This is a genomic window from Blastocatellia bacterium, assembly GCA_025054955.1.
Classification (GTDB): Bacteria; Acidobacteriota; Blastocatellia; order HR10; family J050; genus JANWZE01.
This window is the reverse complement of sequence record JANWZE010000045.1, coordinates 22,730-35,415: the sequence shown is the minus strand read 5'-3', so window position 1 is coordinate 35,415 and position 12,686 is coordinate 22,730. Positions and strand designations below refer to the sequence as shown.

The 12,686-nt window shown below is 53.6% G+C and carries 13 protein-coding genes; 11 read left to right on the top strand and 2 right to left on the bottom strand.

Annotated features, from left to right (window positions below):
* From NZ823_06065 to NZ823_06020, 10 genes are all read left to right on the top strand, one after another.
* Positions 1 to 185: hypothetical protein (locus tag NZ823_06065; protein MCS6804699.1), on the top strand; the 185-nt coding region annotated here is incomplete at its 5' end.
* 114 nt (positions 186 to 299) lie between these two features.
* Positions 300 to 581 (top strand): DUF4258 domain-containing protein, encoded by a 282-nt coding sequence (locus NZ823_06060; protein ID MCS6804698.1) that lies wholly within the window; start codon positions 300 to 302, stop codon positions 579 to 581.
* 11 nt (positions 582 to 592) lie between these two features.
* Positions 593 to 820, top strand: a complete 228-nt coding sequence (locus NZ823_06055; protein ID MCS6804697.1) for a YgiT-type zinc finger protein — start codon at positions 593 to 595, stop codon at positions 818 to 820.
* Between the two features lie 321 nt (positions 821 to 1,141).
* Positions 1,142 to 1,492: a hypothetical protein gene (locus NZ823_06050; protein MCS6804696.1), complete on the top strand. Its 351-nt coding sequence runs from the start codon at positions 1,142 to 1,144 to the stop codon at positions 1,490 to 1,492.
* A 426-nt stretch (positions 1,493 to 1,918) separates the two neighbouring features.
* Positions 1,919 to 2,401 (top strand): SRPBCC domain-containing protein, encoded by a 483-nt coding sequence (locus tag NZ823_06045; GenBank protein MCS6804695.1) that lies wholly within the window; start codon positions 1,919 to 1,921, stop codon positions 2,399 to 2,401.
* Between the two features lie 500 nt (positions 2,402 to 2,901).
* On the top strand, positions 2,902 to 3,561 hold the full coding sequence (locus NZ823_06040; GenBank protein ID MCS6804694.1) for a hypothetical protein: 660 nt from the start codon (positions 2,902 to 2,904) through the stop codon (positions 3,559 to 3,561).
* Between the two features lie 20 nt (positions 3,562 to 3,581).
* Positions 3,582 to 4,343 (top strand): hypothetical protein, encoded by a 762-nt coding sequence (locus NZ823_06035; protein ID MCS6804693.1) that lies wholly within the window; start codon positions 3,582 to 3,584, stop codon positions 4,341 to 4,343.
* A gap of 171 nt (positions 4,344 to 4,514) precedes the next feature.
* Positions 4,515 to 5,309 carry a dienelactone hydrolase family protein gene (locus NZ823_06030; GenBank protein MCS6804692.1) on the top strand — a complete coding sequence of 265 codons (795 nt, stop codon included), beginning with the start codon at positions 4,515 to 4,517 and terminating at the stop codon, positions 5,307 to 5,309.
* A 578-nt stretch (positions 5,310 to 5,887) separates the two neighbouring features.
* Positions 5,888 to 7,570, top strand: coding sequence for a serine hydrolase (locus tag NZ823_06025; protein MCS6804691.1), 1,683 nt, complete (start codon positions 5,888 to 5,890; stop codon positions 7,568 to 7,570).
* 303 nt (positions 7,571 to 7,873) lie between these two features.
* Positions 7,874 to 8,704: an ATP-dependent Clp protease proteolytic subunit gene (locus NZ823_06020; protein ID MCS6804690.1), complete on the top strand. Its 831-nt coding sequence runs from the start codon at positions 7,874 to 7,876 to the stop codon at positions 8,702 to 8,704.
* A 704-nt stretch (positions 8,705 to 9,408) separates the two neighbouring features.
* Here the strand turns inward: NZ823_06020 and NZ823_06015 are convergent.
* On the bottom strand, positions 9,409 to 9,576 hold the full coding sequence (locus NZ823_06015; GenBank protein ID MCS6804689.1) for an aminotransferase class V-fold PLP-dependent enzyme: 168 nt from the start codon (positions 9,574 to 9,576) through the stop codon (positions 9,409 to 9,411).
* Positions 9,577 to 9,840: 264 nt separating this feature from the next.
* Positions 9,841 to 11,277: a hypothetical protein gene (locus NZ823_06010; GenBank protein ID MCS6804688.1), complete on the bottom strand. Its 1,437-nt coding sequence runs from the start codon at positions 11,275 to 11,277 to the stop codon at positions 9,841 to 9,843.
* Between the two features lie 676 nt (positions 11,278 to 11,953).
* On the opposite strand from NZ823_06010, the gene NZ823_06005 reads away from it, so the two are divergent.
* On the top strand, positions 11,954 to 12,154 hold the full coding sequence (locus NZ823_06005; GenBank protein MCS6804687.1) for a DUF2283 domain-containing protein: 201 nt from the start codon (positions 11,954 to 11,956) through the stop codon (positions 12,152 to 12,154).
* The last annotated feature ends 532 nt before the right edge of the window (positions 12,155 to 12,686 follow it).

The following is a 12,686-nucleotide window of genomic DNA, read 5'->3' as shown; positions in this document are numbered from 1 at the left end:
CTATCTTAGTAGACCTGCTGCGTCGTGCTGGCAGATTCTCTGAAGCTAAGGAGCTGATTGCGAGGAAACGTGACGAGATAAAGGATGACATTATTTTGAAGGTGCTTGCATTTCAGGCACAGTTGATCACCCGTGGTGATGTGGCTTGCCACACGATAAAAGAAGCGATGGGAGAGGAACGATAGGCTAACCGTCGGTTGCAGCGGCCGGCGCTGCGTGGCCCGCCGCTGAACCGGAGTCGTTAGCCCCCGTGTCTTGCGCAGTCTGTTACAATTCTCGTGCAACGATAGGAGCAGGCTGTGTTGCAACGCATCTTGAACAAAATCCGCGACAGGGTTCGCCGCCGCCAATATGTGATGACCCTGCACGCGGAAGAAGAAATGAGCGATGATGGATTGAGCATCTTCGATGTGGAAAGGTGCCTGCTCACAGGCGAGATTTTCGAACGTCAGAAAGATATAGCCAGCGGTGAATGGAAGTATCTGGTCAAAGGGCAGACGGTTTCAGGCGATGAGATGGTTGCGGTGATAAAAATTAGTCCGAGAGGCAAATTGGTGATTATCACGGTGTATCGTTTATGAAGGTGAACACTATGATTTGTGAAATTTGTGGAAAAGAGGGCGCACGCATTCGATATGTCACTCGTAGTTATGGCAAGGGTGATGATCTGCTTGTGATCGAAAATATTCCCTTGGTCGCTTGTCCGCATTGTGGCGAGAGTTATTTCACGGCAGAAACGCTGCATGGGATTGAGCGTATCAAACTACATCGTCACAGTCTTGCAAGGAAGCGACAAGTAGCCATTGCGGAGTTTGCATAATTTGGGAGAAGCGGCGGGCTAACAAGCGCTTGCACCTGACTGCTTCGCCTCGCTGTGCTCGGCTCACCGCAGGTTAAGCCTAGGCCGTTAGCGTGCCTACGGGGCAGGTCACTTCAGCCTCTTTTTGATGATGAGCGCAAAAGCCATTCATGGCATTCTCAAAAAGCGTAGCGAAGAACTACTGTCGCAACCTCGCGAGACTAATCTGTTCACTGGTGATTCAGTTGCCGATGCTCTTTTGAATGACATTGAACATTATCCGCACGCTTTTTTACCGCTTGCTTGATGGATAGGCAATGGCAAGCAGAAAAGTGTTGGTCAGTGCCCTATCGCTTCAAAGAAAGGCTAGGCTCGTTTGAATTTGATGATCTGGCATCTCTTTCGCAGGGGAAGGTTACCTCGCTATTCATCCAAGGTTCACCACTTCATAGACTGAAAGAGGCGATGGCGGGTATCTTCTATTCAGCCATTCAGCACATTCGAGAGCAGTATTCAGGAGATGCGGCTCGAATCTGGCAAGGTCAACCCAGCAGCGCAACTATTGTAAGAGGTTTTTTGGAGTTTCACGGAGCAGGCCCGAAGATTGCTACAATGGCTGCCAACATCCTTGTCCGTGATTTCAAAGTACAGGTCAGCGATAAATTCACGATTGACATTTGGGCTGATGTATAAGTTCGTCGCGTTTTTGAACGCCTTGGTCTTATCCGTAAAGGTGCGTCAAACGAAGAAATCATCTACACAGCCCGAGAATTGAACCCTGAATACCATGGCATTTTTGATTTGGCTGCGTGGGAGATTGGACGGGAGTGGTGTCGTCCTCGTATGCCAAATTGCGGAAAATGCTATATGCAACGGCATTGTCCAACTGCGAAGAGAACAATAGGCGAAACCGCTTTGTGATATTGGACGGCAGGCTAACAAGCGCATCGAGCCGACACGCTCCGCTCGCTTCGCTCGCTCCGTGTGCGGCTGATGCGCGAGCTGCAAGGCCCTACGCAACCCGCAGCACAGGTAAAGGAGTTACAAAGTTACGCACTTTGTGGCGGCTGCATCTTGTTGATGTTCGTTTTCGCGGGTCTAGCCGCTGATGGAGGAGAAATGATGACGATGGCTCGCTCACCAGTCGCACCAGTGCCTGACAAGGTCATTCATTTGTCAGTCTTTGTTCCCAAATCGCCGGATGAAGCGTTCAGGTACTTCACATCGAACGCGCTCCTGCAGCAGTGGCTTACTGTAGTAGCTGACGTTGAACCGCGTGTCGGTGGCAAGTACGAACTGTTTTGGCAACCTGACGATCGCGAAAACAACAGCACAATCGGGTGTCGGATAACAGCGATCACGCCTGGGCAGGTGCTGGCGTTTCAGTGGCGGAGTCCCCAGCAGTTCAAGTCCTTCGCGAACGCGGCGGATCCACTGACCCATGTTGTTGTCATTGTTGTTCCGGAGGGTACAGGGGCGCGTATTCACTTGGTTCACTCCGGTTGGCGCAGCAGCCCTGAGTGGGAAGAAGCGCGGGCCTGGCAAGAGAAGGCATGGGCTGCAGCATTTCGAGAGTTAGAACGTGTGGCTGAAAGTGAATGAGGCGCGGGGCCTGGAGCGATTTTCAATTGCCTTTGGCTGGAGGTCCCACATCATGCAGGCTCATGCACGCTGGAAGCGTGCGCCCCAGGGCAAACTCGTTCACAAACCGCTCTAATAACCGCATGCAACCACCAGCGCAACGGGTCCCCGCTAAACCGGAACGTTGGGCGGGCGCACGATGAGATTCAAGATGACAGAGTATCTCTGCTTCTAGCACAGTCTGATGATCCACTTTACTGGCTGGGCGGGTGTGGGTGTCAACTCAGAACCAGCCGTCAACAGCGTGCTCTCTTTTTGCGTAGTCACGTACGCAACAGCGTTGAACATGCCACCTTCGTCACGAGTAACAGTGATCAGGAATTTCATACACTGACTCCGTTAACAATGAACCAATATGCAACGTCTTGGAGAGACTTGATAGGTGCAAGCACACTGCCGTTGCCCACCGGTGTACAGGGCTTGCCGATCGGGCAACTGGGGAGCTTGCAACAGGAGGCAATATGAAAAAGGAACGGCGTAAAGAAAATGCTGGACAAACGCGGCGCCGGCTTATGCGGACGATGATGTACGTCCTCGGTTCGCTGCTCATCCTCTCAGGGTTCGCGATGATGGCTTACACGGTGTACGCCAACTTTTACTCGGGGCAGAACGTCATGAGCCTGCATCTGGATGTCGCCAATACCGCTCCGTTGGCCGGTGGAAGGTTGCAGCACACCCAGCGGATCGAGCAGGCCGTCGAATTCAACGTGCAACCCGACATGTCGCCCATACGCCTGATCGCCGAAGGGACGCTGGGTGTTACCCCTTCGGTCGGGGCAAGACCATGGGCGGACATGATCGCTACGGTCGAATCGGTCCTGCCCGATGGAAAACCAGGCGAACGGGCCATCACCAATCTCCGCATCGAGAAGCAGGCCCGAACGAGCGGTACCACGGAACGGCAGGAGATTCTCGACATCCCGCAAGACTGGCAGGCGGCGGAAAAGTTGCGGGTGTGGATCGAACCTCAGAGTGCGGAAGATGCACGTTATCGCCCCGCCTATACGATCACGCTTCAGCAGCATGTTTTGCCTTTTCATCGGGGACTTATGCTTTGGATCTTCGCAGGTCCCTTGCTCGGCTTTTTTTGCCTGCATATTGGACGGCACTACTTGACTTAAAACCAAACAAGAGGAGCACTATGCATTCAAACTACCACACGTCAATTCCGACATGGTGTTTCGTGATCGCCTTTGGTTTATGTTTGTTGTTGGTTCATCCGCCGGCTCTAACGCAGAGCAAGCGGACAGCCACTTGGGATGAACAAGTTGCCCAACTTGGCATCCGCTCGGTGCCGGGGCGTGTCAAATCTTCGGTAGCGAAAACGTACTTTTTGCGCGAAGGCGGTGGCTGCCCAAATCCGAATCCGGGATGCCGCAGGTCTGCCTATCTCGTTGGCGGAGACCAAGTGGTGGTGATGCTCTACGAGGGCAATAGGCCGCGATACGTCCGCGTGCTCTACAGGGCGAAAGGGGACGGACCAATGACAGCGGGCATCATTGCCACTGCCGACCTGGAAATAGACGAGGAGGCGAAGCCGGTACGCCCGGCTGCGCTGGTTGGTAACTGGCTCGCCTACACCCGCCCCGACAATCGCGCCTCCATCAACCTGCGTCAGCAAGGGGCCGACCTGATCGTCAGTTTCAGCGTCGAGATTATTGAAAAGGATGGCACACCAGTTCGGGATGCGCCGTTCAGGATGGGTGAAGCTCGCGTACGACTGACTTCAGACCCATATCTGACGGTGACAGAGGTTGAAGGTTCTAGCTGCTCCATGTTCCTCGTTCCCATTGGCCGTTATCTGCTCGTCCACGACGATGGCGGACGTTGTGCGGATGGTGGGAATGCCCTCACCGTTACTGGCCTCTATGTGCGCGAAGGCGATCCACCGTCGCTCAAGTGAGTTCTACATGCCGTCTGGACGACGCGAGAGAAACGATGAAAAACGCCACAGGCGGGAACGCCTGTGCCACTTTTTCTGAGGAGTTGTTCATGTCGTGCGGGAGGACGCCCAGAAACGATGAAAAACGCCACAGGCAGGAATGCCTGTGCCACTTTTTCTGAGGAGATTTCCATGAGACTCGCATCTGTTTTTGTCGTTGTGTTAATGGTTGGTTCCGCGCTTGCCCAAGATATGTTCCGGCAGAAGCTGGAAAAATCACCGCGACATCAAGAGTGGGTAGCGGTCAAATACGGCGAGCGCACGGTCCACGCGTTTCTGGTCTATCCGGAGATCAAAACCAAAGCGCTTTCCATCATTGTCATCCACGAAAACCAGGGCTTGACTGATTGGGTTCGCAACGTGGCTGATCAGTTAGCCGAAGCCGGATATATCGCCATTGCGCCCGATTTGCTTTCCGGCTCAGCGCCCAACGGCGGTAAGACGAGCGACTTTCCCAACGCTGACGCTGCCCGTGAAGCCATCTCCAAATTGCAGCCCGATCAAGTGACGGCTGACCTGAACGCGGTGGCTGATTACGTGGTGAAGCTGCCGGCAGCAAACGGAAAACTCGCTGTGGCCGGCTTCTGCTGGGGCGGAAGTCAGACGTTTCGTTTTGCCACCAATCGAGAGAAGCTTCAAGCAGCCTTCGTGTTTTATGGCTCAGGCCCGCGAGAGAAAGAAGCAATCGCTCGGATCAAATGCCCTGTCTACGGTTTCTATGGCGGCAACGATGCTCGCGTCAATGCAACGATTGAACCGACGGCTGCGCTGATGAAAGAACTGGGCAAAAGGTACGAGCCGGTGATTTACGAAGGCGCAGGGCACGGCTTCATGCGCACAGGTGAAATGCCTGACGCTGCCGAAGCTAACAAAAAAGCCCGTGATGAGGCCTGGGCCCGGTGGAAGGAACTGTTGAAGAAGTTGTGATCCAACGTTGTGATTCATGCAACGCACCAGATCATACCCACGCCTGTGGGGTGGTCGTGTGTTGAATTGCAGGTTCGTTTGTCCTAACGGTTGTTAAATCCTTTTTTGGAGCAAGGGCTCGCCGGGGCTTGTAACCTGGCCTTGTCGAGGCGTGGAGCAAGGCCTTGTCGAGGCATGGAGCGTGGCCTTGCCAAGGCCAGAAAATGCGGCTCATCAGGCGCTAGCTTGTTTCAGAAAGCCTGGTGCAAAATCTTTTGGCCGCAAGAGGAGAACGGTGTAATCACATTCTTGACGGGGTAAGAACACTCGCGATGTGAGATAATCGGGCACTTGATTTTAGAGGAGCCGCGCATGTTCCATGTGCACCGCAACGAAGAATGAAATTAAGGAGTCACGCAGGTTACAGAGTTCACCGAGAGCCCTCTCTCCATCTCTGCGGGCTGTCCCGCTGTGCTCTCTTGGCCTCTGTGGCTATTTTCGGGAGAATCGCCCCTATGCAACAGCATGCCACGAACGATGAAAGTACAATTCTTTCGTGAGGTTCGTGTGTTTCGTGGACTATTTTCGGGAGATCGTCTATGAAGAAACGACCTGTAGTATTCCTCATTGTCATTTTGCTTGGCCTTAGACCCGGTTCAATTCAACGCGTCGCTGTTGCTCAAAGTCGTCCGTCCGACGCTGAAATCCTGACCATTCTTCAACAGCGGATTGATCAATACAAAAAGAGCGTGGGCATTGTCGTTGGCGTGATCAACCAAGACGGGAGCCGGGTGATCAGCTATGGGCGTCTCAGTCAAGAGAGCGATCGCAAGCCTGATGGGGACACCGTCTTTGAAGTCGGCTCAATCACTAAGGTCTTCACAGCGATACTGCTCGCTGACATGGTCGAGCGTGGGGAAGTGAAACTTGACGATCCGATATCCAAATTCCTACCCCAATCAGTGAAGGTTCCAACAAGAAATGGAAAAGAGATCACGCTACGTGATCTAGCAACGCATACATCCGGACTTCCACGACTGCCGAGTAATTTTGCTCCCAAGGATGCGAACAATCCTTACGCTGATTACACTGTCGAGCAGATGTATGCGTTTCTGTCGAACTACACGCTGAGCAGAGACATCGGCGTCAAATATGAATATTCAAATTACGGCGCCGGCCTGTTAGGTCACATCCTGGCGCTCAAAGCGGGGATGGATTATGAAACGTTGGTAAAGACTCGCATCTGCGATCCACTCACGATGCGCAGCACGCGGATTCAGCTTCCACCCGATCTGCGGGCGCGGTTGGCGACTGGGCATGACGGAGATTTGAAAGTGGCTGCCAACTGGGATATTCCCACGTTGGCGGGCGCAGGCGCGTTGCGCTCGACAGTAAACGATCTACTCAAGTTCCTGGCGGCGAACTTGGGGCTCACGAAAACTGCTCTGTTTCCCGCGTTGGAGAAGACGCATCTGGCTCAGCAGAACGCGGGCGCTCCGGGCGTTGAAGTCGGGCTGGGCTGGCATATCTACAACAAGCACGGCGCGCAGATTGTGTGGCATAACGGCGGCACGGGCGGTTACCATAGCTTCATCGGGTTTGACAAAAAGAAGCGCCTGGGCGTCGCCGTCTTATCCAATTCGATAAACAACATTGATGACATCGGATTGCATCTGCTGGAGAGCACCTATCCACTTTACAAAGAGCGAGTGCCTATCAAGGTTGATCCGAAAATCCTGGACGCCTATGTCGGAGTCTATCAGCTCAACGCTGACACATTCGTCACCGTCACCAAGATCACCGATCGGCTCTTCTTGCAGCCAACCGGCGGACTGAAGCGAGAGATTCGCCCTGAATCGGAAACTGATTTCTTCATTCAAGGTGCCAACGTTCACCTGAGTTTCGTGAAAGACGCTGCAGGCAAGGTGACGCACATGGTCTTGTATCAAAGTGACGGCACCAAGCAGAGCGCACCCAAGACGGACAAGCCCGCGCCGGAAGAGCGCAAGGCTATCACGCTTGATCCCAAGGTGTACGATGCCTACGTCGGTCAGTACGAATTAGCACCGGGTCTGATTTTCACGATCGGCAAGGAAGAAAACAGGCTCATGGCGCAACTGACCGGCCAGCCCAAATTTGAGCTGTTCCCTGAATCGGAAACGAAGTTTTTCTACATCGTAGTTGACGCGCAGATCACATTTGTCAAAGATGAAGCCGGCAAGGTAACACATCTGATTCTTCATCAATTTGGGTTGAACCAACCCGCGAAGAAAATCAAATAGGCAGCGTATGAATCGGTCTGACAGTGTGCATTCAAGCAGCACATGACATTTCAATCGGAGAAGCGCATAAGAGCGCAGTTGTTCATACCGCTTGTGGCGACGCCCAGAAACGATAAAACTCAAGCGCAGATTCACTGATTGACTGATTGAAAATTTCTTCATCGGTGAATCTGTGCTTGCATCTTCGCACGAGCGTTGATGACTCATCATAGGAGTTGTTCATGTCGTCTGGACGACGCCCGGAAACGATGAAAAACGCCACAGGCAGGAATGCCTGTGCCACTTTTTCTGAGGAGGAGAACTATGGGGATAGTGGACATATTTTGGATTTTTTTCATGATCTCAGCCTTACAGCCGTTGCTGCAACGGCGTTTTCTTGAGGCAATGCGCACACGCAAGATTGCAGAGATTGAGAAGATGCGCGGCTCGCGGGTCATTCTGCTGGTGCATCGGCAGGAAACGATGGGGCTTTTGGGGTTTCCTTTGATGAGGTACATTGACGTGAACGACTCCGAAGAGGTCTTGCGTGCCATTCACATGACTGATGATGATGTGCCGCTGGACATCGTCTTGCATACGCCGGGTGGATTAGTTGTGGCTGCGCTGCAAATTGCCCGCGCGATTCGCGCGCATAAGGGTAAGGTCACTGTCTTCGTGCCTCACTATGCTATGTCGGGAGGAACATTGATCGCATTGGCCGCCGATGAGATCGTGATGTGTAAGCATTCCATCCTGGGACCGATTGATCCACAAATAGGGCAATTTCCCGCCGCCTCTTTGATCAAGGTGATTGACCAGAAGCCGATTTCCGAAGTGGATGACCACACCTTGCTCATGGCTGATATTGGGCGCAAAGCCATTCAACAATTGGAAACAGCAGCCACCAGTCTATTGAGTAAACACATGAACGAAGATGCCGCTCGCGCTTTGGCGGCGAAGCTGGCTACCGGCACGTGGACTCATGACTATCCTATATCTGCTGAAGAGGCACTGTCGCTCGGACTGCCGGTGAGTTTTGATATGCCAGCAGCGATTCTCGAACTCATGGCCCTGTATCCGCAGCCGGTGCGACGACAAGGGGGTGCTGTCGAGTTTCTCCCTGTGCCGCGCCAGCGTGAGGCTCGTAGACAGTAACGTAAAGAAGTCCATTCTGCCGAGGCTCCTTGTTGAAGGCGTTCTTCCGCACGCTCTTGGACGTTAGTAACGTAAAGAAGTCCAGTTCTGCCGAGCCTCCTTGAGGCGGTAAATCGTTTTGTAGGGATTGAGGCGGACAGTGGGCGTCATTCTAAATCGCTCGTGCCTTGAAGGGGTGCGCACCTCGTTCTCATAGAAACTCGTTTCCGCTGTTCAAAATTGCTGGGCACGAACGCGCACGTCTCGGCGCGTCTCCAAGCGCCACTCTGGTTCGATCGGCTGTTCCAGACGTTGCACGTCTGGCTACCTTCTGTTTGTGCCTTCGGCGCAAGCTGAGCTTAGGCGTTTTCCCAGGAATCGCCCATGAGATTTGCGCTCACCGCGAACGATGGAATCTTTCGTGAGCTTCGCGTGTTTCGTGGGCTAGTTTCAAGGGAATCGCCCCTGAGCTCTTTGCTCACCGCGAACGATGAGAAAACAGTTCTTCCGTGACGCTCGTCTGATTCGTAGGCCATTCTCAAGTGAGCGATCTTGGGCAGCGGCGTTGTTAGACGCCGCAAGCGGGTAGCCAGACGTGAAACGTTTGGATGGGCGTCATCCCGAATCCTTCGCGCCTTGAAGAGGCGCCACCCGTTCTCCCATTGAATCATTCATGCCGTTAAACGGCTCGCCACGAACACCCATGGCTTGGCGGGTCTCCTGAGTTACGCCACTTGCGACCGGGCTTTTTCCATCGCTGCTTTGGCCCGTTGCCCGACCGAGTGCACCAAGGAGGCGTTGCTGAAATCTTCATAAAAGTAAGGCAACATCGCCGCCAGCACGTCAACGTAGATGGAGGTCGTGGCGCTCTTGTCCAGATATATGCGCTTCATGATATATGCGCTTCATGGCAACTTCCCATCTAGAGCGATTTCCAATTGCCTTTAATTTGGAAGACCCGCATCGTGCGGGCGAGTGCACGTTGAAGCGTGCGCTTCCAGGGTAAACTCATTCGCAAATCGCTCTAAAGGTGGAGAAGCGGGCCACGCTTGCAAAGAACCGACTGGCTCCTCGATGCAACCTGAAAATAGACCGCCGATGCGCGCCGATGATCGCGTTGAATCGGCGAGCATCCGGATTCAGCAGCGGTTTCATTTTTACTGAAGCTGATAGGAGATCCGCGCCCGTCCAGCGAAGTCCCTAGGGAATGTGCTGGCATGATCTTCGAACCACCTCGACACATAATCCCACTCGGCCGGCACCAGCGCGCGATTGGACACAACGATCACCGCCGCGCGGAAGTCGCTCTGATCCGGGTGGGCCGGCACTCGCGGGCCAAACGCAGTGATCACCGCATTCTGATCGAGCGTGGCAATCCGGGAGCCTGAAAACTCGTAGCCGTTGCAGTTGAAGCCCACGAAGGCGGAGTCGACGACGTATTGATAGATTCCGATTTCGCTGGCCGGCGCCAGTCCCATGAGGTAGAGTTCCAGCCCGAGGATCGGCCCCGACCCCCAAGGACCGCAGAAATTTCCGTTCGCAGTTCGCGTGAGGCTTCTCAGGGTCAGAGGAAAACCAAAGACCGTGTGATTCGTTGCATTGGCCAACGCGCCCCAATGTCCCCCTCCACCCACCGATGAAGCCAGTCCGAGCGCACCGAAGCCATACACGCCCCAGGTGTGAAAGATCTCGTGCGACATGGGCGCGGCATGCTTAAAGAAAAGGGAGATGATGCCCCGCAATCTTCCTCGACTTCCGTATTCATTGGCTCTATTAATGATCTGCTGACCGATGCCCTGGATGGAGTTGCTCACCTGCGTGTAACTTCCTGCGGGGGAGCCGCGACCGTTGTAAATGTGGAAAAACACGAGCCAATCGAACTGATCGGGGAAATTCCGATAGAACGTCTGCGCGGCGGTGAAGAAGTTGATACCGATAAGAGGATAGGTTCCTTCCAGGAGGTTTTGCCGGACAATGTTGACAACATTGCTTGTTCTGAAAACATTCGAGGCGACCGAGGTGACAGGCACGTTTCGCAGTGTGTTAATTACTCCAATCGAACTGGCCACGTCCTCGGTGACCTCCTGGACCCTGCCATTCTTCAGATGAAGCGTGAAGGTCAGATTACGGATCACCTGCACGCTGGACGCCTGGGTGGGCGGATTAGCCAAGCGTAAGTTGCCGGTGAACAGCCGGTCGTTCGCGCGCTCGTCCGGATCCATGCCGTCGTCTCGCAGGATGACGGGGGTGTTGTCAAACCAATTGACGATCTTTGAAGCGTCAAGACTGATATGATCCACCGTAGACGTTCCCACCCCCATGAGAATTTTTGACGTGGAGCGTTGATCGGACACAAACACAAACGGCCTGATTTCAAAAGAGGTCAGCGTATTGGCCGTCTGATCCACCTGATAGTTTGCCGAAAGCGCATCGAAGCAGGGCGCAAGGTGTGAGTTCTCAACGCGGCTCAAGTCCAATAGGTCCGGCGCTTCAAGTGACTGGTCCTCCTGACCCGGAGTTGACTGCACGCCAATCGGCGCTAGGAGGCCGATGGTGATGACGAGCGTGATCAGTATTGGCAAAATGTTTTTCATACGTTTTCTCCCTTTGTGAATGTGGCACAGGCGTTCGCGCCAGTGGCGTTTTTCATCGTTTCTCTCGCGTCGTAGCGAACGACACGAATCACTTCCTTCAACGTGGCGAGGGTAAGCTCATGGGCGATTCCCTTTGAGAATGTGGCACAGGCGGCTCCCACCTTTGCTTCATTTTCATGCTTCGTGGCGAGGGTAAGCTCATGGGCGACTCCCATGCTGTCCAAGTTGATTCACACTTATCTCTGATGATGAGTCTTTTGTCAAGCGCGGAAAGTTGATCACGGTGAGTTCATCATCGGCGATGAGTGTCTGTGCATGGTATCTTCACCCATCAAGCAAGAATGTTTCTTGACACAGAATACTCAATCAACCATGTCCCCATTCGTCTTACGGAAGAGAGATGGGATCACATTGTTGATCGGCGACCTTATATGACTGCTTACTATGACACGGTGCTTGATGCCGTTGAGCAGCCGACGTATATGCTGCTTGGTCACCGAGGCTCGCCGTTACGGGTCTCATCACTGGGCTGATCGAAGTACCTGCATGTAGTCTATGGCGAGATAGGCCAGCGTGATGGGTTTATCATCACAGCTTATATCAAGCCGAGAGTCAATAAAAGGCAAGTGATATGGCACGAAGGAAAGCAATAAGAGTCAGCCCGAGTCGTTTACTCATGTTGGCGGCAGAACGTGTGGAACTCCCCGTGCTGCCGGTGCGGATTGAGTACGATGCCGATGTGGACACGCTCTATTTATGCTTCAAGGAAGGAGTGGCTCCCACTCATAGTGAAGATGATGCCGAAAACGGCCTTGTGTACGATTACCGGGGAAAGGAGTTGATCGGCATTGAGATTCTCGATGCGTCACAGGAGTAAATCACGTCGGTTCGGGGATGGCTGCGACGAAGAGGCTTCAGTATGAGTCTGTCGTGCGCTTGATCCTTGGCCTGCGAAGACGAGCCGCCGCTACATCAGAACTTGAGAGGTGACGATCAGGAGGAAGGCGTCTTAAACAACTCTCATGTGCAACTGCGGACGCAGACCGAAAATTGAGATATTGGGGTTGAGCATCAAAGTGTGTTTGGAGAAATTCAGCCTAGCCCTTCAGCGTAGCTCTTCCGGCTATGCACCTGAAAAGCACTTGGAGGCGACTTGCTCACGGATTTGGTGCAGCTTAGCCCGCACATCTTCTTCGGATTGGTGCAGCCTCTCCTCATGAGCCAATCCCGCCTCGATAGCGACTCGCAGTCATCGGTGAGCGTCTTGGTATTCCCGAGTGCCAAGCTTCCGAAGCAACGCGGCATTCTCCTGGTTGCACAGATTGTTGATCTGCTCGGCAAGTCCATCCAAAGACCTCATAGCTCTGAGCCTCCGTAGGAGGGTTATAGCCGACGAGGAAGTAACGCGC

Excerpts from the sequence above, each read along its gene's own strand:
- NZ823_06045 (MCS6804695.1), top strand. The coding sequence starts at position 1,919 with ATGATGACGATGGCTCGCTCACCAGTCGCACCAGTGCCTGACAAGGTC.
- NZ823_06055 (MCS6804697.1), top strand. The coding sequence starts at position 593 with ATGATTTGTGAAATTTGTGGAAAAGAGGGCGCACGCATTCGATATGTC.
- NZ823_06025 (MCS6804691.1), top strand. The coding sequence starts at position 5,888 with ATGAAGAAACGACCTGTAGTATTCCTCATTGTCATTTTGCTTGGCCTT.
- NZ823_06010 (MCS6804688.1), bottom strand. The coding sequence starts at position 11,277 with ATGAAAAACATTTTGCCAATACTGATCACGCTCGTCATCACCATCGGC.
- NZ823_06015 (MCS6804689.1), bottom strand. The coding sequence starts at position 9,576 with ATGAAGCGCATATATCTGGACAAGAGCGCCACGACCTCCATCTACGTT.
- NZ823_06035 (MCS6804693.1), top strand. The coding sequence starts at position 3,582 with ATGCATTCAAACTACCACACGTCAATTCCGACATGGTGTTTCGTGATC.
- NZ823_06030 (MCS6804692.1), top strand. The coding sequence starts at position 4,515 with ATGAGACTCGCATCTGTTTTTGTCGTTGTGTTAATGGTTGGTTCCGCG.
- NZ823_06040 (MCS6804694.1), top strand. The coding sequence starts at position 2,902 with ATGAAAAAGGAACGGCGTAAAGAAAATGCTGGACAAACGCGGCGCCGG.
- NZ823_06020 (MCS6804690.1), top strand. The coding sequence starts at position 7,874 with ATGGGGATAGTGGACATATTTTGGATTTTTTTCATGATCTCAGCCTTA.
- NZ823_06005 (MCS6804687.1), top strand. The coding sequence starts at position 11,954 with ATGTTGGCGGCAGAACGTGTGGAACTCCCCGTGCTGCCGGTGCGGATT.